Below are 21778 nucleotides of genomic sequence, written 5' to 3' on the forward strand. Positions count from 1 at the left end.
TGGGCTGATTGGGAGAAAGCAGAGGTAAGTAAGCCATGAACGAACAATATTGGAGACAGCTGGAGGAGACAGATTGGGCATTTCGCAAGGCGGTTCGCAGATTCGTGAAAGAGCGGGATAAGGTCGCCGTAGCAGGCATCTCCTTACCAGGCATGCTGATTCTGCACAAAATCATTCGCGATGGTGAACAAAGGCTAGGAGACTTAGCGGATGAACTAGACTTCACCTCAGGTGCGATTACCGCATTGAGCGATAAGCTTGAGGCGGGTGGATATACCGTGCGCAGACGTAAAGAAGGCGATCGTAGAACGGTAATGCTGGATATTACGGATAAAGGCCGCAAGCTGGCGGAGCAGAACAGCAACATCGGAGAACGATGTATTTCGCTTTTGTTTGAGGGGTTTACGGAGGAGGAATTGGCGCAGCAAAATGACTTTTATCAGCGGATCATTAGCAATTTGGAAGGATTCTCGGATATCCTGCTGAAGCTCGCCAAGGAGAATGCAGAGACCTCTCCAGCCCTTGAACAGAAGCCACGAACAACCACTAAAAAAAGTAATTATCTTAGCTACTAAAAAAATTGAACGTAGGAGAGATGAACGATGGGACATTCAACCATTTATCCAACTGGAGCAACCGTATATAACCCTAACAAAGCCTGGAGTGGCTATACCGTATTTCAAGCTGGTGAAGAAGGTGTTGTACTGATTGATATGAACGGTAAAGAGGTGCATTTGTGGAAGGGGCTGCTTGGATTTCCGGCTAAAATCTTCCCGGGTGGTTATGTGCTGGGCAGCACAGGAAGAAGAGATCCTAAATTCGGAATACAGGATAATGTAGATCTGGTACAGGTGGACTGGGATGGGAACATCGTGTGGAAATATAACAGCTATGAACATATAGAAGATCCGGGTTATGAACCCCTCTGGTATGCCCGCCAGCATCATGACTATCAGCGCGAAGGCAATCCGGTCGGATATTTTGCACCGGGGCTTGAACCCAAGGTAGACAGTGGAAAAACGCTAATTCTTGCTCATAAAAACATCTACAATCCTCAAATCTCCGACAAACAATTGCTTGATGACACGATCCTTGAGGTGGACTGGGAGGGGAATATCGTCTGGGAGTGGGCTCCAAATGAACATTTTGATGAGCTAGGCTTTGATGAAGCGGCCAAAAATGTACTATTTCGTGATCCTAACTCACGCTCTTTCGGAAATCTAGGTGGTGGTGTTGGAGACTGGCTGCATATCAATTCGGCTTCTTATGTAGGACCCAATAAGTTTTACGATGCAGGGGATGAGCGTTTCCATCCGGATAACGTGATCTGGGATGCGCGTGAAGCAAATATTATTGCGATCACGGATAAGCGTACCGGAGCCATCGTTTGGAGAATCGGTCCGGATTACTCGCTGCCAGAAGTGAAGCATATCGACTGGATCATTGGCCAGCATCATGCGCACATCATTCCGAAAGGTTTGCCGGGAGAAGGCAACTTACTTGTATTCGATAACGGGGGCTGGGGCGGTTATGGTCTTCCAAATCCATCTTCTCCTTTTGGGCAAAAAAATGCACTCCGCGACCACTCGCGAATTCTGGAGATTAATCCCGTGACTTTTGAGATAGAGTGGCAATATACAGCGGCAGAAGCAGGTTTCTCTGTCCCAACCGATTCTTATAAATTCTACAGTCCATATATCAGCTCCGCTCAACGGCTTCCGAATGGCAACACCTTAATTACAGAAGGTTCTAACGGCAGACTCTTTGAAGTTACGCCAGAACATGAACTGGTATGGGAATATATTTCGCCATTTACGGACTCCAGAAATACCAATATGGTCTATCGTTCCTACCGTGTGCCTTATGCATGGGTACCACAGCTGGAAACGCCAGTTGAACAAGCGATTGAGCCAATAGACGTAACGCAGTTCAGAGTCCCGGGGTCTGCACCTAAAGGATCGGATTCTGTGGTAAGTGTGGAGACAACCCTGCCATTTGTTGAAGGAGCTGCTTGTGTAGCGACGACGGATGAAGGCAGCAGCCGCAAGGTAAATTAACAAATTTGAGGAGATGGGTCGGTTGAAAAAATCATGGATCAGCTCAAGCTTTCTGCTCTTATCTTTATCAGTGGTTATCCTTTTATCGGGCTGCAGCTCCAAGGGCGACGCGGCTGCCTCTAATGCCGCTAAAGAGGGAGCGGCGAATAGCAAAGCAGAGACATTAAAGATAAAAATTGCTGACATCAATACGAATCCCACTTTTCGGGTGGCACTAGATAAAGGCATCTTTGCCAAACACGGGATTGACGCTGAACTGGTCAACTTTGGTTCCCCTGCGGAAGGTGTAAATGCCCTTTTTATTAAACAGGTGGATGTGGCTTTCGGGGCAGACTTCCCCTTGCTGAACGCAGTGGCGAAGGGCGATTATGCTATTATCGCCTCGGCGGGATTAGCGACTGATGAAGCGTCCACTGAATGGAAATTGTTCGTACAGGATGATATTCAGAAGGCTGAAGATTTGAAAGGGAAAAAGCTGAGTTTCATACGCGGCACCTTCATTCCGTACCTTTGGGATGAATATTTGAAAGAGCATAATGCTGCTCTCGGTGATGTGGAGTTAATAGGACAGGGTGCCTTTGATGAAGCTTATATCGCTTTGAAGCAAGGTGCTGTGGATGGAGCATGGTTTTATGGTTCGGTTCTGAATGATAAGCTCTATGCACTTAAAGGTGTTCATGAACTGACGGATATGTCTAAAACCACGGTTCGATTGGGGATGGGGATTGTAACGGGAAATGATTTTGCGGCTAAGAATCCGCAAGGTATAGCGAATTTCCTAGCAGCGGTGGATGAAGCCGGAGCCTATGCTCAGGCTCACCCAGATGAGGTTGCTGATCTGATGTATAAGGAAGTGAAGCAGCCTAAGGAATCAACGATAAAAGATCTGCCGAATAATCCGTGGGCACTAGGATTTACTCAAGCAGCGTATGACAGTTTGACCAAGCAGAAGACATATATGGTCGACAACGGAATCATTGAGAAGGATTTCGATCTGGATAGTAAACTGAATCTCGAGCCGCTGGCGAAGGCATTGCCAGAAGAGGTTACGTACAAGAAATAGGGGGGTTCAGCATGTCATTACCTGCTAAGCAGCATACCATTCATATTGAGCAGCTCCGTAAAAGCTACAGCGAACCGACTGCTGGGGACGTTCACTACATTATAAAAGATGTAGATCTCGTAATTAAAGGTGGGCAATTCTTCGTTCTGCTCGGGCCGAGTGGTTGCGGGAAATCAACACTGCTGAATATGATCGCCGGGTTTGTCTCCAAATCCGGTGGGCATCTACGGGTGGATAATGTAGAGGTGAATAAGCCTGGCAGAGATCGGGCGGTTGTGTTCCAGCAGGCGGATTCCTCCTTATTCCCTTGGTTAACCGTCCGTCAGAATGTGGAGTTCGGATTGCGGATGAAGAAAATCGCAAAGGGGGAACGGCACACAATATCGGATAGGTTCATCGGGCTTGTTGGGCTGAACGGGCATGAGGAGAAGTTCCCGAAGGAGCTGTCTGGGGGGATGAAGCAGCGTGTTCAGCTGGCTCGGGTGCTGGCGAATGATCCAGCGATTCTGCTGATGGATGAGCCATTTGGTGCGCTGGATGCGATGACGCGCCGAACGATGCAGAAGGAATTGGTCAACATTTGGTGCCAGACACATAAGACGGTGATTTTTGTAACTCATGATATTCAGGAGGCGTTATTGCTGGGGGAACGAATTGGCATTATGTCCGTAGGACCGTCCTCTAATATTACGGATATTTATGACAATACACTGCCGTATCCGCGGGACGTAACCTCACCGGAATTCTACTCGTTATACAATCAAATTCAAGGTCATTTCGAAGAATAGGATAGGGTGAGACAGATGAGAAAATGGGTGGAGAAGAAGTGGGTTTCCGTAACCCTTCTATGGATTACCGCGCTCTGCGTCTGGCAGCTTGGAGCTGTAATCTATGGCCCCGATGTGATCCCCGGTCCATGGAGTACACTTAAGGGCGGACGGGAGCTGCTGGAAGACGGAACCTTGCTGCAATATATCGGGATTAGCTTTTACCGGGTGCTCATTGGTTGGGTACTCGGCAGTTTACTGGCGATTCCCGTAGGGCTAATCATTGGGAAGGTGAACTTGATCCGTATTTTTGCGGAGCCTTTCCTGAACTTTATCCGTTTTATCCCGCCGATTGCATTCATTACATTGTTCTTAGTATGGTTTGGTATTGGGGAGCAGTCGAAGATTGCGTTAATTATGTACGCTACCTTTTTTATCGTGGTGCTGAATACTTTAACCGGTGTGATGTCCGTGGAAGAGGACAAAATCCGCTCAGCCCGCAGTATGGGCGCCAGTGAGTGGCAAATTCTGATTCATGTGGTCGTTCCGGCGACGATCCCTTATATTTTTACGGGTATCCGGTTAGCGATGGGCACCTCATATATGGCGATTATCGGCGCGGAAATGATTGCTTCGAACGAAGGTGTAGGTTATCTGATCTGGAATTCCCGGTTGTTTTTCCGTACGGATTGGATCTTTGTCGGGTTATTCTGCCTTGGCTTTATGGGCTTCTTTACGGATCGGCTTTTTGGCTGGTTCGGTAAGAAGGTGCTTTACAGATACGGTGTTGTCAGTGTGGCAGCGCGTAGACGGTAGTTATATTCATACATGTAAAACTGCCTGGAAATGTCGGGCAGTTTTTTACTTGGATTGAAGTTTATACGAATATTTTTTGTTATTGTAAGTAAATTGGATGGAATCCAGTGATGAGGGATTAAGAGAATAATCATTTATTTTTTCTTTGTTGCCATTCAGAAGATTATAAATATAAACTTCGTAACTATAGCTACCATCTGCATTTCCAGGAAGTATGGAAACCGATAGATAAAATTTTTCTTTTTCATCAACTGCATAACTATAAAATTTACCTCCAGATGAATGGAATTGAGCAATTTCTTTATTAGATGTTGGATCGTCTACTTTCATCACCCAAGCTTGTTCTCGTATCGGCTGAGCGCCATCAGTGAAAATGGAAAAGGTATGATAGAGGATATAATCATCTAATCCAAAAACGCCGCTAACCACCAGAACAGCATCGCCATCATTTAAAGGTAACGTCAATAGCTTCTTGGACTTTTCTACAGCTAGTGTTTTTTCATTAGGAGAACTTAAATAGAAAGTGAAAGGCTCTGTTGGAAAATAAAATGGATTTGCTTCTGTTCCAGGGGCAATGTTCATTTTTGGGGCTGGCAACCATACGATACCGGCAGAGGTATTGACAGCGTAGTTGTATTGTTCTGTATTCTGATCACGTAATGGGAGGGTGTAAAGATCACTGTTTATTTGAATGATTTTATTACTTGTATCTGGCGTGTTATTTTTAGGAGGAGTAGCTGCATTGTTGCAAGCTGAGATAAGCAAAGTACATAGAAATAAACCTGTTACCATCTGAATTTTTGTAAACGGCATTTTTCAAGCTCCTCTGAGGGTCATTTCTTATTATGAATAAATACTACTATACATCAGTAAAGTTCTATTTTAGTGTAATTAATGTAATTATTTTCATAAAAACATTTCTAAGGGAAACGGCGGTCATCTAAAAAAGACGACAGGTCGTTTCTTTTTATTTACAAATATTCCTATTCTCCTTAATGCCGCGAAAATAGTACACGCCTATACTGCAATTGGGTGCCTAACAGTTGTACATAAAGAAGCCCGCAAATAAGAAATAGGAGTGAAGGGGAAATCATGAAAAAAGGGATCAAAAATCAATTATCGATGGGTCTAATGTTATCCTTGCTCGTCCTGTTGCTTGCTGCTTGTGGAAATTCAGCCAAGGCTGAAGAAACAACGAATGGAAAGGCTGGCACCAAAGAATTAAGTCTGACTGAGATCGAGAGTAAAGCTAAAGAAGAGGGCAGTATCGTCAGTGTAGGAATGCCGGATTCCTGGGCGAACTGGAAAGATACATGGAGTGATATGAACAGTAAGTATGGTCTTACACATTCGGATACCGATATGTCGAGCGCGGAGGAAATTGCCAAGTTTGATGCGGAAAAAGACAAACCAACGGCCGATATCGGAGATGTGGGGATTGCGTTTGGCTCGGTTGCCGTGGATAAAGGGGTAACCCAGCCTTATAAAACATCCTACTGGGATGAAATCCCCGATTGGGCTAAGGATAAGGACGGGAATTGGATCGTCGGCTATCAAGGCACCATTTCTTTTCTGACTAACACTAAGCTCGTGGCGAATCCACCGAAGAGCTGGGAAGATCTGAAGAACGGTAACTACAAAATCATCGTTGGTGATGTAACCAAGGCTGCTCAAGCACAGATGGCTGTATTGGCCGCAGCGATTGCCTTTGGTGGCGATGAGTCGAACATTGAACCGGGGATTGCTTTTTTCGAGGATTTAGCTAAAAACGGACGTCTCTCCAATGCAGAAGCTTCCCTTGCCAACATTGAAAAAGGGGAAGTAGAAGTTACCCTGCTCTGGGATTTCAACGCTTTGAACTATAGAGACCAGATCAACAAAGATGGCTTCGCAGTAGCCATTCCCCAGGAAGGCAGTGTCGTGAGCGGGTATGCCACGATCATCAACAAATATGCGCCGCATCCTAACGCGGCGAAGCTTACACGTCAATACATCCTTAGCGATGAAGGACAGATTAATCTTGCCAAAGGTTACGCTCGTCCGATCCGTGACAGTGTAACGTTGCCGGATGATGTTGCAGCTAAGCTGCTGCCAAAAGAAGAATACGTCAACGCTAAGCCTGTTGGTGATTACAAGGTATGGGAAGAGACGGCAAAAACCATTCCTCAATTGTGGCAGGAACGTGTGCTTGTGCATTTGAATTAGTATTCATTTCTCCCTAAAAAAGAAGCAGGGCGCCTTCGTCATGATGCCGTAAGGCGCCTTTGTTCTATTCCCGCGACAAGGAGCGAGTAAGATGAAACAAAGAAGCCGCGGTGTGATCCTGGCACTTATTCCATTTGCACTAATGGTGTTAGCCTTTCAACTGGTACCTATACTATCCATGTTGACGGGAAGCTTTCGCACAGCGGACGGAACGGGATTTACGTTAGGCAATTATCTGCATGCGTTGCAAAGTGCCTATTACATGCAGGCGATTAAGAACAGTCTGCTAATCTCCATAACCTCAAGTCTGATAGGGATCATTGTCGGACTTTTTTGTGCTTATTGCATTACCCGGTTTACCCCGAGAGTACGCGATAGACTTCTGATGCTGTCGAATATGACCTCTAACTTCGCAGGTGTTCCGCTGGCTTTTGCTTATATCATTTTGCTCGGAAATAATGGGGTGTTTACACTCTTATTTAAACAGTGGGGCTGGAGTGTTTTTGCCGATTTTGATCTATATAGCTGGTCAGGTCTAATACTGGTGTATGTATACTTTCAGGTTCCGTTAGCCTTACTGCTTTTGTACCCGTCCTTTTACGGAATTCGTGAGCAGTGGAGAGAGGCAGCGTCCTTACTGGGGGCTGGGCCTTGGCAGTTCTGGAAGACGATTGGCCTGCCTATTCTAACTCCGGCGATCTTCGGCACACTTGGAATTCTTTTTGCTAATGCAATGGGGGCTTATGCCACGGCTTACGCATTGGTTGGCGGAAATTACAATCTGTTGGCGGTACGTATCGGTTCACTGGTTGCCGGAGATGTGGTTACACAGCCACAAATGGGGAGTACGCTTGCTGTTCTGCTTGGTCTGACTACGATTTTGGCGGTTTATCTGAACCATTTAATGGTGCGGCGTGCGGAGAGGTTCGGAACGAAAGCGCTCAGTAAACCGGATGTGAAAATCAAAGCTTCCCGGCGTTTATGGACAGCTCGTGAGGAGGCAGGGCAATGAATATACGCAAAGCAGGCTTTGCTCCACGCACCTTCATGCTGCTGCTCATGGTGTATTTGCTGCTTCCTCTTTTGGCAACGGGCATTTATGCTTTTGCACAAGATTGGCAGAATACCTTGCTGCCCCGAGCTTGGACGCTGAATTGGTTTGGGGAAATGTTTGAGGATATTCGCTTTCTGGAGGCGCTTTGGACCTCGCTTTATTTATGCCTGATCAGCGTGGTGCTGAGTCTGGCCGTGATGCTGCCAGCTGTTTTTGTCATCACCCTCTATTTTCCGCGTTGGGAGAGCTTTATGAAAGGTATTGTTGTTTTGCCTTATGCGGTGCCTGGTGTTGTGGCTGCGGTAGGTCTTATTCGTACCTATTCTTCTGGACCCTTTGATATCGCTGGAACAGCGTATTTATTAGTGGGGGCATATTTTGTGGTCATCCTTCCCTATATGTATCAGGGCATTCGCAATAGTCTGTTAACGGTTAATGCCGTTGAACTGCTGCATGCTGCGGAGCTGCTTGGTGCCCGCCGAAGAACGGCCTTCGTGAATGTGATTTTGCCTAATATATGGCCTGGGGTTATCGTCTCTACACTGTTATCATTTTCAGTTCTATTCGGCGAATTTGTCCTTACGAACATGTTAGTTGGCGGACATATTCAGACGATTCAGGTATATCTATATCAAAGGGTTGGTGAAAGTGGACATTTAGCCAGCGCGATTGCGATCTCTTATTTTCTGTTTATTCTAATTCTTTCGATGGTACTCATGAAGCTCGGTAAAAAGATGGGAGGGGGCGTTAAGGGATGAATGATTATCTAAAGCTGCAGGGTGTATGCAAAATGTTTGGGAATACCTGTGTGTTAGACAATGTTGATTTGGAGATCCGTGAAGGTGAACTTGTGACACTGCTAGGCCCCTCCGGTTGTGGAAAAAGCACATTGCTACGCTGCATAGCCGGTCTTTCAGAGCTGGATGGCGGCAGAATTCTTTTGGAAAATAAAGATCTGGGAAGTTTGCCGCCCCGTAAGCGCGAGGTAGGAATGGTGTTTCAGTCTTATGCCTTGTTCCCCAATCTGACGGTGAGCCAAAATATCGAGTATGGAATGAAAATGCGGGGATTATCGAAATCAGCCCGCCATCATCGCTGCGCGGAATTGCTGGCATTGGTCGATCTGGAAGATAAACGGGATGTATATCCGCAGTCCCTCTCCGGTGGACAGCAGCAGCGGGTAGCGCTGGCTCGTTCTCTAGCGGTGCAGCCCAAAGTATTGCTGCTGGATGAACCCTTAAGCGCACTAGATGCTAAGATACGCAAGAATTTACGTGCAGAAATTCGTGATATCCAAAAAAGGTTTAACATGACGACACTATTCGTGACACATGATCAGGAGGAAGCGCTGATTCTTTCTGACCGCATCTGTATTATGAACGGTGGCCGGATTGTGCAGGATGGCACACCTGAGGGGTTGTACTCCGCACCACGAACAGAGTTCGTTGCCCGGTTTATGGGCAGTTACAATGTATTGACCCGATCAGAAGTGATGACGTTGTTCCGGGGGATAGATAGCACGCAGGACCGCTTTGCTATTCGGCCTGAGGCGGTTACGCTGCTGCATGAGGGCGCGGGACTTCACGAGGTTGCTGCCGGAGTGCAACTGGTGGATGGCATCATTAAATCTGTCTCCGTGTTGGGCAATATTATTAGGTGTACGGTAGAGGTAGAAGACATTTGCTTAACGGTTGATCTTTTAAATGACGGACGCTGGCTGAGGCTGGTGGAAGGGGCTAACGTCACCTTGGCTCTGAACCCTTCTGAGCTGCTGCATCTGGAACGAGAGGGAGCGTAATAAGATGACTGAAATGAACAATAAACTTATTGTGGTAGTGTTGGACGGACTTAGATATGAGGCCGCACGTGAATATATGGGGTATATGGAGCATTTGGTGGAGCAGGGGAAAATATCATGTCACCGAGTGAAGTCGGAATTGCCTAGTCTGTCACGCCCGCTTTATGAAGTACTCTTGACGGGGACATCTGTGACCAAAAATGGAATTACGGCTAACCATATTGTGAGACCAAGCCATGAAGAGAGCGTATTCCATCTGGCAGTGGCCGCTAATTTGCGCACAGCTGCTGTCGCCTATCATTGGGTCAGTGAGCTTTATAATTCGGCCCCTTTTGATCCGCTGGCTGATCGCCATCAGCACAATGTGATGAAGCCCATTCAGCATGGCAGCTTTTATTTCGAGGATCACTATCCCGACAGTCATGTGTTTGCCGACGCGGTGTATTTACGGAGTGCCTATGATCCGCATTTCCTATACATTCACTCCATGAATATAGATGACGCCGGGCATCGTTATGGCGGCGAGAGTAAAGAATATGAGCTTTCAGTGCGTAATGCCGACGGTCTGCTGGCCACTGTTTTGCCTATTTGGATGGAACAGGGCTATAAGATTATGATTACGGCAGATCACGGAATGAACGCAAATGGGTACCACGGCGGGATAACCCCTTCCGAGCGAGATGTGCCATTATATACGTTTGGGGTAGATGTATTATCTTCAGAAAAAGAGGAAGAAATGCTGCCACAGCTGCGAATGGCTCCTTTAATGTGCCACTGTTTGGGGCTGGCCCCTTCGGTAGCAATGAGTAAGGAGGGCTTGCCTCCACTTGTGCAGAAGCAATCCCATGACAAAGTGGAAGAACCTTTGCCGTTGGTATGAAATAAAATAATTAGCACTAGAAAAATCATATATTTAACCCAATTAGGAGGTTGTCTATTGAGCGCTTCTAAAGCTATGAAATGGATTACGGGTTCCTGTGAAATTATTTTGGCAATTCCAATTCTGGGTGCTGCTATTGTTATTGGCACGGGGTATTCCGTTCTGGGGTTGATGTTTATTCTACATGTGATTACATTGATTTTATCTTCAAGAGACCGTGAGTCTATCTACGGTTCAGTGCTAGGAATTATAACTTCTTTATTGGCATGGATTCCTTTTGTGGGCTGGTTCTTGCACTTAATTACTGGGATTCTGTTGATGGTGAGTGGAGGACAGAAGTCCCGTTATCCGTCGAACCATATCTATCCACAATGATGTAAAATGACTTCAATACAGCCCAATTCGGACGTTTGTCCGGTTGGGCTGTATTCATGTTATAATGAGGGCACATTTTAGCAGTAAGCACAGAGAGGAGGCGCATCCATATGGAAATAACCGCACAAGAAGTAGCAGAATGGATGGTGAAGGAGATTCGTTTTACGGGTACCTTGCATCAGACGGCGGCGATTGAATATGTGAAAGAGAATTTTGGAGAACAATTTGTATTTGTGAATGAGAACGGCAATGCCTCACTCTCCAAAGAAGTGAAGAAAGCTTTCCGGAAACTCCATGGCGGGAGAATTGCTTGGGATCGAGACGGGTTCTTGTGGGCTTGGACCTAGGTTTGGCGCTTAAAAAAATTTATAAACTGTTCAACTTATATAATGAGATAAAAAACGGACCATGCATGTATTGCAATGGCCCGTCTTTTTGCATTCCTTTTTGTTAGATATATTCTGTCATTCCCTGTTCCTTTAGAAGCTCCACGATATCTTTGACTGACTGCGCTTTATCCTTGGGACAGATTAATAGTGCATCCCCAGTATCCGCAATGATGAACCCGTCTACACCAATGGTCGTGATCAGTCTGCCATTTCCATAGATGATTGAATTATGGGTATCTATCCCCACATGATTTGCTTTTATAATGTTGCCTGCATCATCCGGAGGGAAGATTGAACCCAGTGCATCCCAGCTGCCAATATCATTCCAGCCAAACTGCCCGGAAAGCACGACAACTTCATCAGAGCGTTCTAAAATGCCGTAATCAATCGAAATATTCTGAAGCGTTGGATAGATGGCATTAATAACTTCCTCTTCCTGATCTGTACCCAAACAATCACTGATGGGCAGCATGGTTTTGTAGAGTCGAGGTAGATAACGTTTGAAATTATCAATAATGACAGAGGTCTGCCAAATAAAAATCCCACTATTCCATAGATAATTACCGGATGCCAGATAACTCTGTGCATTCTGAAAGTTTGGTTTCTCTACAAATTCATCTACATCATATACAGCCACTGGGCTTGTCGCAATCGGCGTCTTATCAAAGGCAATATAGCCGTAGCCAGTAGATGGGAAAGTAGGCTTGATTCCGATGGTTACTATTTTGTCTGACTCCATGGCAACAGTACAGGCTTCGTCTAGTGTAAGACGGAATTGTTCCTCATCCGTTATATAGTGATCGGAAGGCAGGACGACCATCAAAGAATTGCCATGAGATTTCTCTATAGATAATGCTGCAAAAAGAATGCTAGCGGCTGTATTTCGCGCCACAGGTTCAATTAGAATATTAGCTTTGAGAACGCTGCTGTGCATAATACTCTCCAACAATACTGCTTGGGTACGATTAGTAACGATAACTGTATTCTCCTGAGGAATAATCCCTTTGAAGCGTTCAATCGTATCGTTTAGCATAATGTCGTTGCCACTAATATTCAGCAGCTGCTTTGGGATTTCTTGTCTGGACAGGGGCCAAAACCGTGTTCCGCCCCCGCCGGCTAGGATCGTAGCATATTTATTCATGATGCATCACCAACCGGGCAATTGTGAAGGATATAATGCTCTCCGAGCCTTGGTTCAGGTTGAGCCCCGCGGCATGGATGCCGTCATAACAAGCACCAGTCTGCGGATCGATCAGAGGGATTCCCAAGGAATTATGCCCTAGATACCAGTTGTAGCATAATTCTGCTTGCGTAAGATAGGCGGGGTCCTCAAGAACAACAGCTGCTTCCCGGCAGGCCAGCAGCATCTCGCAGGCTTCAATGGGCTGTTCATCATAGGGTGCAGCCAGCCCATCACGCAGCAGCCAGCCATGGCTGCCGATCGGTTTATAGTAACCTTTGCTGGAGAAGGTGGTGGAAGCTAGGAAATCCAGGCTTTCCTTGGCGGTCTCCCGCAGGTCTTTATTCCCGGAGATCAGGAAGGCCCGAAGCAGAGCCCAGGGCAGCATGGAATTGCCATAAGTGATGCTGTTCTCGAACCAATTCCAGCCGTGCCCCTTATAGCGGGTATATTGATTATGCAGCCGAACCGCAATATTTTCGATCAGACTCTCAATGGTTGCCCTTGGCAGAAAGGCGGCTTCTTCGGTCGTGTTTTCAGTATGCGGGTATGGAAAAGCATAACCTAATGAGCCCGGTGCTTCGGTAAGATAACTTAGGCCGATGATGGCATAGGCTCCAGCCCGAGGTGAGCCCAAGGCTTCCAGATGCGGCAGTGCCTGATTGATCAAATACCGGCAGGTATTCATCAGGTTATCGGGCAGGGAAGCAGCATGCGACAAGGCGAACCCGAGTGCCCACAAGGTACGTCCCTGGCAATCTTCAGAACCTTTATCCTCTATAAAGGAGCGGTTATAATCCATGAAATTGCGAAAATTGCCGTCCGCTGTCTGGGAATGATAGATAAAAGAGATATACGTATGAATGAGATCGAGTGCCACGGCATCCCGGGAATTCTCGTACATTAAGACCGCAGCAATCAGGGCGCGGGCGTTATCATCGGTAGTGTAGCCCTTGGAACGGTCCGGAACCCCAAACTTGGTATGCTGAAAGATTCCTGTATCGTCCGTGATTCTGCGGAGATAGCCTGGTTTAGCCTGTACTGTGGTGGAGGTTTCCATTAAATCACGCTCCGATCAGCTGACGCCGAGCTCTGGATATGGCTGTGGAACAAGGCGGCATAGATTTTGGCGATTTCGTTCCAGCGCATAGTGAGCCCGAGCTTCAACGTACGGTCTTCCATCGTTTGCACCAGGGCGGGGCTATTCAGCAAGCGCAAAATGCAGGCTTCCAAGGAAGCAGAATCATGAAAATCAGCCAGTAGACCGCGGCCTTCTGCCAACATTTCCTGGGCGTAGCGGTAAGGAGTTGACACGATGACCCGGCCATAACCGACTCCGTAGGCCAGGGTGCCGCTGACGGCCTGATCCTTACCCAGATAAGGAGTCACATAGATATCTGACATGACCAAGGACTCTATTACTTCTTCTTGGGTCAGCAACTTATCGACGAATTGGACATTGTCCTGCAGGTCAAACATTTCTACGAGGTCCGTCAGTTTCTGGCGGTAAACTTCGCCGGATTCCAGCTTGACGACCGGATGGGTCTTGCCCCAGACAATGTAAAGTGCTTCGGGATGTCGCTTGACCACGCCGCGCATAGCTTCGATGCTGTATTCAATTCCTTTGCCGGGACTGAGGAAGCCGAAGGTGGAGAGGATTTTGCGGTCTGGATAACCGTATTGTGCTTTGAGGCTGGAGCGTGAAGCTGTGCTCACTTGAGGGACACCGTGATGGATGAATGTGATTTTGGAAACTGGGATCTCATAAATAGTAGATAAATCAGTAAGGGTTGATTCCGCCATCGTCACGACCTGCACGCTACGCTCGGCCAGACATCGGATGATCTGATGCTGCTTAGGGGAGGGCTTGGTCAACACTGTGTGAAAAACAACAACATACGGAATGTTCAAACGTTCGACAAAGGGCAGCAGGTATTCACCGCTTTCTCCGCCGTAGATGCCAAATTCATGTTGGATGACCAACAAATCGGTATCGGAATTGTTGAGGAAATCGGCCGTATCTATATAATCTGCGTAATTATGCTGGTCGATCTGCCGTATTACCTGCTGATCGTAAGCGTAGGTTTCATTGTTGTTTATGGCAATAATCCGGGGCGGGTTGAAGCCGGGAAGGTGGATAAGTTCATCTAGCAGATCCTGTGTGAACGTGGCGATACCGCACTCTCGCGGCAGACTGGTTCCCAGGAACACGATGTTGTGATTACGGACTGTATTTTTCATTCAAAGAGCCTCCCTAATGGTCTTGCGATTGGTCTGGATACAAAAAAAGAAAATAAAGAAGACTTTATTTTCTGAATAGGGAAAGGTATTTGTTTTTTCTGAAATTAGAAATGTTGCAAATTATTTCCTAATCCCACTGTAACATGACCATTTAATCTTGTCAATTTAATTGACTCCTTGGGTGAGTGCGGATATATTATGGGAGGAGGTGGATGAATGCCAGTCATACGCAGTAAACTGAGCGAGGTCATGCTGAGGCATGATCCGAAATTATCGATCCGTAAGCTTGCCAAAGAGATCAATTACCACTTTGATTCAGTACGCCGAATGTACAAGAATGAGATGGTGCAGTATCCAAGGGATCTGCTGCTAAAATTATGTGTATACTTTAATGTCCAGCCCGGCGAGCTGATCGCCATGGATGCGGAAGACAACGATTGGGTAATCGATCGTTCAAATGATTATGAGGAGGACGATGATGACAAGGAACCCGGCACGGACAGCCACCTGTAAGCAGCTTCTGGATACATATCATGCCGGACGCGGTACAACCATAGTAAACAAACTGACGTTCACCGGTGTCGGGCACCGGGATGTCTATAATATAACCGCCCCGTTTATGTATAACGGGGAGGAAGTACTAATGGGAAGAGTTGAGGAACGGGACAGTGAGTTCTCTCAAGTCTTCTTTTTTACATGCCATGATGGAGTCTGGAGGCCTCGTGCGCATACGCATACGTACAATTTACAGGACCCGTGCTGGACCCGGATCAGGGGGGAACTTATTGTGGGCGGGGTGGAAGTGATTACGGCAGCGGATGATCCGCACCGGATTACCTCCTGGGTGACCCAATTCTACAGGGGGTATCACATCGATTCTTTAACCCACTTTTCTTCAGGTCCCGGCACGATGAAGGATATCCGGCTTATCGAGCTTGATAATGGCAGTGTAGGCGTATTTACCCGGCCACAGGGCGAACGGGGTGGGCGAGGACAGATTGGGTTCACAGTGATTCCTTCGCTGGACGAACTGAATGAGCAGACCTTTATTGATGCCGAGGTGCTTCAGGATCAATTCGTGCCCGAAGAGTGGGGGGGAGCCAATGAAGCTCATCTGCTGCGGGGTGGAATGGTGGGCGTATTGGGCCACATTGCTTGCTTCGATAGCGCCGGAAACAAACACTATTATGCCATGGCTTTTTCGCTGAATCCTGAGACTTATAAAGCAACTCCGGTCAAAATAATTGCAGTCCGCAGTGATTTTCCGGCGGGCCCGGGCAAGCGCAAAGAACTGGAGGATGTCATCTTTAGCGGTGGCTTGAAACGTCTTGGAGGAGGCCGGGCGGTATTATCTGTAGGGGTGAGTGATGCTGAAGCATATGAGATTGAAATCGCAGACCCGTTTGACGAATATGAATCCTAGCGTTCTTCCAGTTGGTTTGACTAGATTATATGGTCATGTTACACTTAGTGTGACAAGAATTTATGGTCAAAGAGAGCGGGAAACCCAATGAATAAGTTTATTCAATTCAACACACGTAAGACTGACACCAAGTCCAACATCAATCAGGCGCGTAAGCAAGGACGTATTCCGGCTGTATTATATGGTATTGGTAAAGAGACTCTGACGTTGGAAGTGAATGAAAAAGAACTTCTGGACATTCTCAAAAAGAATCCGCGCGCAATTCTGCAAGGTAAGGTGTCGGAAGAGCTGGAGGTTCCGGTCGTGGTTCAGAACATTCAGAAGGATACCCTGTCCGGCAAAATTCTGCATATTGATTTTCAACATGTAAATATGAAAAAGAGCATGGACAGCAAGGTGACTATTCATTTTGCAGGTGAAGCCGTAGGGATTAAAGCAGGCGGCACACTTCAGGTAGAAATCTATGAAGTGGAAGTTCGTTGTATGCCTGAGGATCTGCCTACCTCCATGGAAGTCGATATCAGCGGACTGGATATTGGCGACCAGTTGCTCGTCTCTGATCTGATCTTCAAGGACGGTATTGAAGTGTTGACCGAACCGTCAACCGTAATGATCCAGATCAAGACCGTGCATGAAGAAGAGGAAGAAGAAGCGGTAGTAACTCCAGCTTAAACATATATTTTTTATAAAAAAGGCAAGTTTCCAGGGAAGAGGAAACTTGCTTTTTTTTGCGTTGAATCATACAGGAACTTCTCGTTGGTCCTTTGCCATAGGGGAACTACATAACGGGCAGGGTTTTGAGGTTAAATGATCCTCAGCTCCGCCCGCTTTCATGCGTGTCCAGCCAGGACAGGTACTGCTGGTACAATTCCATACCGCAACGACATGGGTTCTTGTCGCAGTTGTCCGGCTGGTAGGTAAGGATCTTGTTGTCACTGTTCTGCTCACCGTAGTCGTTGCTGTGGAAGAAACGGCAGAGCGGAAGGCTGATAACATGAAGCGGGAGACCTCTGCTTTTTTGCCCCGATGCCTCGCAGGTGAACTGATAAACAGCTCTTCCCGGGCTCTAGTAACAGCTACGTAAGCCAGTCTTCGCTCCTCTTCCAGGGCAGCCAAGCTTGAACTCCCACTATTTGCAGCGGCCAGCTTGCGGTCCTTGAGCCGGTCCCCCTCCAGGGCGGAGCTATGCGGGAGAATTCCTTCAGAGGCTCCAATCAAAAAGACCACAGGAAACTCTAATCCTTTGGATTTGTGAATGGTCATAAGCGCGATCCGATTCCCTTGTTCTTTGGTGCTTGGCTGACGATTATGTTCATTACGTTCCGTAACATTATCTATGAAATCCAGAAAGGCAGGAATACTATCAAATCGCTCTGCAGACGATTCTAGTTCATCTAGCATTTCTTTTAACGTTTCGCGATGCAAGGTTGCTTGATGCCGCTCATTCGCTTCGATGAAATAATCATAGAATTGCGTGCGGACCTGGCGAATCGCTTGGACTGGGGTTAACTCGCGCATATTGCGAATTAGATCCAGCCGCTCTCTAAGCTTAGTGCCCTTGAAATCCTCCATGCCGGGCATGGACAACAGATGGATTAGTGGGCCTTGCTTTGGTTGTCTAGCTTCCATCTGCCGGATGTGATTCATACCTTTTTCACGGTTCATATAAAGAGTAGGCAGGATGTTCTCCATAGCCGCAAAATTCCGCCGATTCACGGAGAGACGCATATGATCCACGACCGGGGAAATTAGCCAGTGTTCGTACAGTAATTGCCCTTCTCCATAATCAATATAGGGAATATCGCGTAAAAGAAGTAATTCCAGAACGGCCCGGTTGCTGCTGGACGCTCTATATAACATGGCGAAGTCGCTATATTCTCTTTTGCCGCTCGAAACCTCGTTTAAAATATGCTCAACCATCTGCTCGGCTTCCTCGTCTGCTGTCTGGGGACGCATATACCGGGGCTGACTCCCGCTGCCTTTGGCAGCTTGCAGGGTTTTGGAACGCCGGCGCGTATTGTGCCGGATAATACCGTTGCCGAGTCCGACTATAGCTGGACCAGAACGGTAATTAATATCAAGTGTAATAACCCTTGCTCCCGGGTACAGCTTCTCGAATTCCAGAATGAATTCACTGCGTGCCCCGTTGAAGGAATAAATCGTCTGGTCATCGTCGCCAACCACCATCAGATTATGCTGCGGGTGAGCAATCATTTTGACTAACTCGTACTGCAGGGCATTGGTATCCTGAAACTCATCCACCATCACGTATAGATATCTCATCTGCAATTCCTGTAAAAGCGTAGGACGCTCCTTCAGCATCCGATAGGCGATTAAGAGGACATCGTCGAAGTCGATTTTAAAATTGTCTAGTTTCCATTGTTCGTAGATTTCCAGAATGGATTTCATTTCTTTTTCAGCGGTGGTTCCTTCAGGCAAGCCTTCTACGGTACCCATGTTCATCTTGCAGGAAGAGAGCAGGGAGAGTAGCGTTTCCGGTGGATAGGCATCTTTAGGTAGCCCTAGCTCACGCATGATTTGTTTCAACAGGATGTGCTGGCGCCGCGTCTCACTGAAAATCTCTTGCTGCAATCCTTGTCTGCGCAAGAAAAATAAGAAAAAGGAATGAAACGTGCGGGCCTGCAGCCGCGCGACGTCCGCTGGGCCTACTCCCGGTAATAGGGCGATCCGTTCGCGCATTTCCGCCGCAGCTTTACTCGAAAAAGTCAGCAATAGCAGCTGACTTGGCGAGACACCGCGCACGGACAACAAATAACCGGTTCGGCAGATCAGAACCGAGGTTTTGCCGGAGCCTGCGCCGGCCAGTGTTAGAAGCGGCCCTTTATGATGCCGTACCGCAGAAATCTGCGGACGATTGAGTAAGATGCCGCCTTCTTCCAGCCTGCGAAAAAAAGCGGAGTCCTCATCCTCCCGCTTCACCAGCTCTTGGCTTGTCTGCGCTGAGGCCACAGCCGCTTGCGGGATCCGCTCACCAGTAGCTCCCAGTGGGATATTATGAAATAAAAGCTTATTCAATAGATTCACCTTCATTATTTCTGTATAGAGTGGTCTCAACAAATCTAGTTCTATGATGTTTGAGTTCATCTTAAAATGTGCCGAAAATTTAGCCAATCTACAATATACCATCCCAGGCTTTTTACTGCACAGGAAAAGTGTTGGATATTGGGCCAGTAAAAATCTGGGGATTGGTGTGGGAGTGGGACACAACGATGGTAAAAATCCCGTAGATTGGGTGGAATGTGGCTGCGTGGGCGGAATGTACGGTAAAAATCCCGCAGATAGGCTGGAATGTGGCTGCGTGGGCGGAATGTACAGTATAAATCCCGTAGATTGGATGGAAAGTGGCTGCGTGGACGGAATGTACGGTATAAATCCCGTAGATTGGGTGGAAAGTGGCTGCGTGGACGGAATGTACGGTAAAAATCCCGTAGATTAGCTGGAAAGTGGCTGCGTGGACGGAATGTACGGTATAAATCCCGTAGATTGGGTGGATTGTGGCTGCGTGGGCGGAATGTACGGTATAAATCCCGCAGATTAGCTGGATTGTGGCTGCGTGAGCGGAATGTGCGGTAAAAATCCCGTAGATTAGCTGGAATGTGGCTGCGTGGGCGGAATGTACGGTAAAAATCCCGTAGATAGGCTGGAATGTGGCTACGTGGACGGAATGTACGGTATAAATCCCGTAGATTAGCTGGAATGTGGCTGCCTGAGCGAAATGTGAGGAAAAAATGCCCTAAATAAGGGCGAATCCGCCTCCATAAGCAAAAAGAGAGGCATATATGCCCTAGAAATGAGCAGAAGAGGAGAAGCGACGTGGAAGACAGGCAAAAATGCCCTAAATAAGGGCAAATCCGCCTCCGTAAGCGAAAGAGAGGCATTTATGCCCTAGAAATGAGCAGAAGAGGAGCAGCGACGTGGAAGAGAGGAAAAAATGCCCTAAATAAGGGCAAAACCGCCTACATAAGCAAAAAGAGAGGCATATATGCCCTAGAAATGAGCAGAAGAGGAGCTGCGATGTAGAAGAGGGGCAAAAATGCCCTAAATAAGGGCGAATCCGCCTCCATAAGCAAAAAGAGAGGCATATATGCCCTAGAAATGAGCAGAAGAGGAGCAGCGACGTGGAAGAGAGGCAAAAATGCCCTAAATAAGGGCAAATCCACCCCCATAAGCGAAAAGAGAAGCATATATGCCCTAGAAATGAGCAGAAGAGGAGCTGCGACGTGGAAGAGAGGCAAAAATGAGAAAAGGGTGAATCCGCCCCCATAAGCGAAAAGAGGGGCATATTTGCCCTAAAAAGAAGCAGAAGAGGAGCTGCGACGTGGAAGAGAGGCAAAAATGCCCTAAATAAGGGCAAATCCACCCCCATAAGCGAAAAGAGAAGCATATATGCCCTAGAAATGAGCAGAAGAGGAGCTGCGACGTGGAAGAGAGGCAAAAATGCCCTAAATAAGGGAAAATCCGCCTCCGTAAGCGAAAAGAGAGGCATATATGCCCCAGTAAAGGGCGCCGGGTGCAGGTCTATTTCTATTTTTATAATATAAAAATTTCTGCCCGCGCATCGCAGGCTTGTCCAGCGCACATTTGCCACTCTCCTGAACAATTCTGTGATGCCCATTCCCTTTTCCTATCATGCTCATATCCTAAAGCAAAAACATGATATGGAGATGACCCTATGCCCTCGCCCAGTAAGGCCCGCATCAGACATGCCGTTACTATAGATGTACTGATTCCCGCGATTGAAAAAGATTTACAGACCCTTCCCCATGTGATTGACGCTGTTAGAAAGCAGGTTAAGCATCCCATCGGCCGGATATTAATTGTTGCTCCCAAAAAGAAACGGATGATTGAGTTCTGCCGCACAAAAGGCTGTACCTTTATTGACGAGAATACGGTGCTGCCGATTACGAAAAAAGACATTCATTACCGCTCACGCACCTGGGAACGTTCCGGCTGGCTATTCCAACAGCTGCTGAAGCTGAATGGCGACAAGCTCTGCACGGCGGATTATTTTTTGGTCATTGATGCGGATACCGTTCTGATCACCCCCCACCATTTTCGGGCAAATGGCAAGACACTCTTTTACAGCCGGAACTGGAGCCAACCACAGTATTTTGTAACCTATAGGAAACTCATGGGCCGCAAGGTGACCGCAAAATCATCATTTGTGACCCATTATATGCTGTTTGAACGCAGTCAATTGGCCCAAATGAAAAGAGAGATAGAAGCAAAACACCAAATGCCCTGGTATCGAGCTATTTTACACAGTATGAACCGCTCCAAGCAATTTGCCTTTTCCGAATTCGAAACCTATGCCAATTACCTGTATTCGAAGAATCGCGAGGGAATGAAAATTCAAAAAGCGCGTAATAAAGGTCTCCATATGAATGCAGGACAGCTATCCAAGCAGAAAGTGAATCAGCTGGCTGAGAAGTATAGATCATTGTCTTTTCATAAACGAAAGGGGTATGTGAGAACACCGGGGGCTAAATCCAGCGCAGGGGGGCGATAG

General features: G+C 47.1%; 22 protein-coding genes. 17 read left to right on the top strand and 5 right to left on the bottom strand.

Going from position 1 to position 21778, the window contains the following annotated elements:
• Positions 1-35: 35 nt before the first annotated feature.
• From MHH89_RS23545 to MHH89_RS23565, 5 genes are read left to right on the top strand one after another with little or no spacing between them, the layout of a single operon-like run.
• Complete coding sequence (locus MHH89_RS23545) at positions 36-575, top strand: MarR family winged helix-turn-helix transcriptional regulator (protein WP_076220058.1); 540 nt, start codon at positions 36-38, stop codon at positions 573-575.
• A 27-nt stretch (positions 576-602) separates the two neighbouring features.
• A complete protein-coding gene (locus tag MHH89_RS23550) occupies positions 603-2057 on the top strand; it encodes an aryl-sulfate sulfotransferase (protein WP_076302289.1) in 1455 nt (484 codons plus the stop codon).
• Between the two features lie 13 nt (positions 2058-2070).
• Complete coding sequence (locus MHH89_RS23555; RefSeq protein ID WP_081383322.1) at positions 2071-3120, top strand: ABC transporter substrate-binding protein; 1050 nt, start codon at positions 2071-2073, stop codon at positions 3118-3120.
• Between the two features lie 11 nt (positions 3121-3131).
• Positions 3132-3908, top strand: a complete 777-nt coding sequence (locus MHH89_RS23560; protein WP_076278956.1) for an ABC transporter ATP-binding protein — start codon at positions 3132-3134, stop codon at positions 3906-3908.
• 15 nt (positions 3909-3923) lie between these two features.
• Entirely contained in the window at positions 3924-4703 is a 780-nt protein-coding gene (locus MHH89_RS23565; protein ID WP_036687327.1) for an ABC transporter permease, read from the top strand.
• A gap of 45 nt (positions 4704-4748) precedes the next feature.
• Here MHH89_RS23565 and MHH89_RS23570 read toward each other — a convergent pair whose 3' ends face one another.
• Positions 4749-5516: a hypothetical protein gene (locus MHH89_RS23570; RefSeq protein WP_076282381.1), complete on the bottom strand. Its 768-nt coding sequence runs from the start codon at positions 5514-5516 to the stop codon at positions 4749-4751.
• Positions 5517-5795: 279 nt separating this feature from the next.
• Between MHH89_RS23570 and MHH89_RS23575 the strand changes: the two genes are divergently transcribed.
• The 7 genes from MHH89_RS23575 to MHH89_RS23605 all read left to right on the top strand — a co-directional run bounded on the left by MHH89_RS23575 (position 5796) and on the right by MHH89_RS23605 (position 11362).
• Positions 5796-6908 carry an ABC transporter substrate-binding protein gene (locus tag MHH89_RS23575; RefSeq protein ID WP_076278953.1) on the top strand — a complete coding sequence of 371 codons (1113 nt, stop codon included), beginning with the start codon at positions 5796-5798 and terminating at the stop codon, positions 6906-6908.
• Positions 6909-6999: 91 nt separating this feature from the next.
• Positions 7000-7920 carry an ABC transporter permease gene (locus tag MHH89_RS23580; protein ID WP_076275947.1) on the top strand — a complete coding sequence of 307 codons (921 nt, stop codon included), beginning with the start codon at positions 7000-7002 and terminating at the stop codon, positions 7918-7920.
• Positions 7917-8720, top strand: a complete 804-nt coding sequence (locus MHH89_RS23585; protein ID WP_076186152.1) for an ABC transporter permease — start codon at positions 7917-7919, stop codon at positions 8718-8720. Before MHH89_RS23580 ends, MHH89_RS23585 begins: the two co-directional genes overlap by 4 nt.
• Positions 8717-9760, top strand: coding sequence for an ABC transporter ATP-binding protein (locus MHH89_RS23590; RefSeq protein ID WP_076307967.1), 1044 nt, complete (start codon positions 8717-8719; stop codon positions 9758-9760). The genes MHH89_RS23585 and MHH89_RS23590 overlap by 4 nt, the downstream gene beginning before the upstream one ends.
• Positions 9761-9764: 4 nt before the next feature.
• A complete protein-coding gene (locus MHH89_RS23595) occupies positions 9765-10640 on the top strand; it encodes an alkaline phosphatase family protein (protein ID WP_341088274.1) in 876 nt (291 codons plus the stop codon).
• Positions 10641-10697: 57 nt separating this feature from the next.
• On the top strand, positions 10698-11015 hold the full coding sequence (locus MHH89_RS23600) for a hypothetical protein (protein WP_036687337.1): 318 nt from the start codon (positions 10698-10700) through the stop codon (positions 11013-11015).
• Positions 11016-11125: 110 nt separating this feature from the next.
• Positions 11126-11362, top strand: a complete 237-nt coding sequence (locus MHH89_RS23605; protein WP_036687339.1) for a DUF6953 family protein — start codon at positions 11126-11128, stop codon at positions 11360-11362.
• A gap of 103 nt (positions 11363-11465) precedes the next feature.
• On the opposite strand, the gene MHH89_RS23610 is transcribed toward MHH89_RS23605, so the two are convergent.
• From MHH89_RS23610 to MHH89_RS23620, 3 genes are read right to left on the bottom strand one after another with little or no spacing between them, the layout of a single operon-like run.
• On the bottom strand, positions 11466-12545 hold the full coding sequence (locus MHH89_RS23610; protein ID WP_036687341.1) for a mannose-1-phosphate guanylyltransferase: 1080 nt from the start codon (positions 12543-12545) through the stop codon (positions 11466-11468).
• A complete protein-coding gene (locus MHH89_RS23615) occupies positions 12538-13644 on the bottom strand; it encodes a glycosyltransferase (protein ID WP_076302290.1) in 1107 nt (368 codons plus the stop codon). Before MHH89_RS23615 ends, MHH89_RS23610 begins: the two co-directional genes overlap by 8 nt.
• Positions 13644-14825 carry a glycosyltransferase family 4 protein gene (locus MHH89_RS23620; RefSeq protein WP_076275948.1) on the bottom strand — a complete coding sequence of 394 codons (1182 nt, stop codon included), beginning with the start codon at positions 14823-14825 and terminating at the stop codon, positions 13644-13646. The genes MHH89_RS23615 and MHH89_RS23620 overlap by 1 nt, the downstream gene beginning before the upstream one ends.
• A gap of 216 nt (positions 14826-15041) precedes the next feature.
• Here MHH89_RS23620 and MHH89_RS23625 point away from each other — a divergent pair, with 216 nt between their 5' ends.
• The 3 genes from MHH89_RS23625 (at position 15042) to MHH89_RS23635 (ending at position 16920) form a co-directional block, all read left to right on the top strand.
• Positions 15042-15338: a helix-turn-helix domain-containing protein gene (locus MHH89_RS23625; RefSeq protein WP_076127054.1), complete on the top strand. Its 297-nt coding sequence runs from the start codon at positions 15042-15044 to the stop codon at positions 15336-15338.
• The gene (locus MHH89_RS23630; protein WP_139330081.1) at positions 15301-16248 is read left to right on the top strand and encodes a DUF1861 family protein; all 948 of its coding nucleotides are present in this window, start codon (positions 15301-15303) and stop codon (positions 16246-16248) included. Before MHH89_RS23625 ends, MHH89_RS23630 begins: the two co-directional genes overlap by 38 nt.
• A gap of 87 nt (positions 16249-16335) precedes the next feature.
• Positions 16336-16920 (top strand): 50S ribosomal protein L25, encoded by a 585-nt coding sequence (locus MHH89_RS23635; protein ID WP_076101172.1) that lies wholly within the window; start codon positions 16336-16338, stop codon positions 16918-16920.
• A 66-nt stretch (positions 16921-16986) separates the two neighbouring features.
• Here the strand turns inward: MHH89_RS23635 and MHH89_RS23640 are convergent, their stop codons facing one another.
• Entirely contained in the window at positions 16987-19284 is a 2298-nt protein-coding gene (locus MHH89_RS23640; RefSeq protein WP_076278950.1) for a UvrD-helicase domain-containing protein, read from the bottom strand.
• A gap of 181 nt (positions 19285-19465) precedes the next feature.
• On the opposite strand from MHH89_RS23640, the gene MHH89_RS23645 reads away from it, so the two are divergent.
• Positions 19466-19705: a hypothetical protein gene (locus MHH89_RS23645; protein ID WP_341088277.1), complete on the top strand. Its 240-nt coding sequence runs from the start codon at positions 19466-19468 to the stop codon at positions 19703-19705.
• Between the two features lie 1236 nt (positions 19706-20941).
• Positions 20942-21778 (top strand): DUF6492 family protein, encoded by an 837-nt coding sequence (locus MHH89_RS23650; RefSeq protein ID WP_076185557.1) that lies wholly within the window; start codon positions 20942-20944, stop codon positions 21776-21778.

This window comes from Paenibacillus sp. FSL H7-0323 (assembly GCF_038002725.1).
GTDB classification, from domain to species: domain Bacteria; phylum Bacillota; class Bacilli; order Paenibacillales; family Paenibacillaceae; genus Paenibacillus_AQ; species Paenibacillus_AQ odorifer.

Coding starts and splice junctions, on each gene's coding strand:
- MHH89_RS23545 (WP_076220058.1), top strand. CDS start 36: ATGAACGAACAATATTGGAGACAGCTGGAGGAGACAGATTGGGCATTT.
- MHH89_RS23550 (WP_076302289.1), top strand. CDS start 603: ATGGGACATTCAACCATTTATCCAACTGGAGCAACCGTATATAACCCT.
- MHH89_RS23555 (WP_081383322.1), top strand. CDS start 2,071: ATGGGTCGGTTGAAAAAATCATGGATCAGCTCAAGCTTTCTGCTCTTA.
- MHH89_RS23560 (WP_076278956.1), top strand. CDS start 3,132: ATGTCATTACCTGCTAAGCAGCATACCATTCATATTGAGCAGCTCCGT.
- MHH89_RS23565 (WP_036687327.1), top strand. CDS start 3,924: ATGAGAAAATGGGTGGAGAAGAAGTGGGTTTCCGTAACCCTTCTATGG.
- MHH89_RS23570 (WP_076282381.1), bottom strand. CDS start 5,516: ATGCCGTTTACAAAAATTCAGATGGTAACAGGTTTATTTCTATGTACT.
- MHH89_RS23575 (WP_076278953.1), top strand. CDS start 5,796: ATGAAAAAAGGGATCAAAAATCAATTATCGATGGGTCTAATGTTATCC.
- MHH89_RS23580 (WP_076275947.1), top strand. CDS start 7,000: ATGAAACAAAGAAGCCGCGGTGTGATCCTGGCACTTATTCCATTTGCA.
- MHH89_RS23585 (WP_076186152.1), top strand. CDS start 7,917: ATGAATATACGCAAAGCAGGCTTTGCTCCACGCACCTTCATGCTGCTG.
- MHH89_RS23590 (WP_076307967.1), top strand. CDS start 8,717: ATGAATGATTATCTAAAGCTGCAGGGTGTATGCAAAATGTTTGGGAAT.
- MHH89_RS23595 (WP_341088274.1), top strand. CDS start 9,765: ATGACTGAAATGAACAATAAACTTATTGTGGTAGTGTTGGACGGACTT.
- MHH89_RS23605 (WP_036687339.1), top strand. CDS start 11,126: ATGGAAATAACCGCACAAGAAGTAGCAGAATGGATGGTGAAGGAGATT.
- MHH89_RS23610 (WP_036687341.1), bottom strand. CDS start 12,545: ATGAATAAATATGCTACGATCCTAGCCGGCGGGGGCGGAACACGGTTT.
- MHH89_RS23615 (WP_076302290.1), bottom strand. CDS start 13,644: ATGGAAACCTCCACCACAGTACAGGCTAAACCAGGCTATCTCCGCAGA.
- MHH89_RS23620 (WP_076275948.1), bottom strand. CDS start 14,825: ATGAAAAATACAGTCCGTAATCACAACATCGTGTTCCTGGGAACCAGT.
- MHH89_RS23625 (WP_076127054.1), top strand. CDS start 15,042: ATGCCAGTCATACGCAGTAAACTGAGCGAGGTCATGCTGAGGCATGAT.
- MHH89_RS23630 (WP_139330081.1), top strand. CDS start 15,301: ATGATGACAAGGAACCCGGCACGGACAGCCACCTGTAAGCAGCTTCTG.
- MHH89_RS23635 (WP_076101172.1), top strand. CDS start 16,336: ATGAATAAGTTTATTCAATTCAACACACGTAAGACTGACACCAAGTCC.
- MHH89_RS23650 (WP_076185557.1), top strand. CDS start 20,942: ATGCCCTCGCCCAGTAAGGCCCGCATCAGACATGCCGTTACTATAGAT.